Source organism: Mesorhizobium sp. M7A.F.Ca.MR.148.00.0.0, from assembly GCF_003997735.1.
GTDB lineage: Bacteria > Pseudomonadota > Alphaproteobacteria > Rhizobiales > Rhizobiaceae > Mesorhizobium.
Genome location: NZ_RZTB01000590.1, coordinates 1 through 264, shown reverse-complemented (window position 1 = coordinate 264; position 264 = coordinate 1). Strand labels below are relative to the sequence as shown.

General features: G+C 60.2%; 1 pseudogene. It reads right to left on the bottom strand.

The annotated features are described in order from the left end of the window. Positions 1–78: 78 nt before the first annotated feature. Positions 79–264: pseudogene (locus EOB49_RS35440) on the bottom strand (O-antigen ligase family protein); the annotation flags it as partial.

The following is a 264-nucleotide window of genomic DNA, read 5'->3' as shown; positions in this document are numbered from 1 at the left end:
AACAAGCCCGATCGTCATCGAAAGCCCTCCGAAGGAAGGCCTTCACATAGACGCTAGCGCTTCCCTGGGGAAGCCCTGTCAGGATCGCGAGCCGCGATCGGGATCGCGCACCGCCATCGGCCGCAGCGAGACTTGCCGGAGGCCAAGCACGCCGAGGACGAAGAACAGCCAGACCGGGTCGCCGCGATGGAAGAAGAAGCTTTCGAGAAAAGCGTTCAGCGCCGTGAACAGCACCACCATCATGAAGAAGTCACCGAGAAAAAT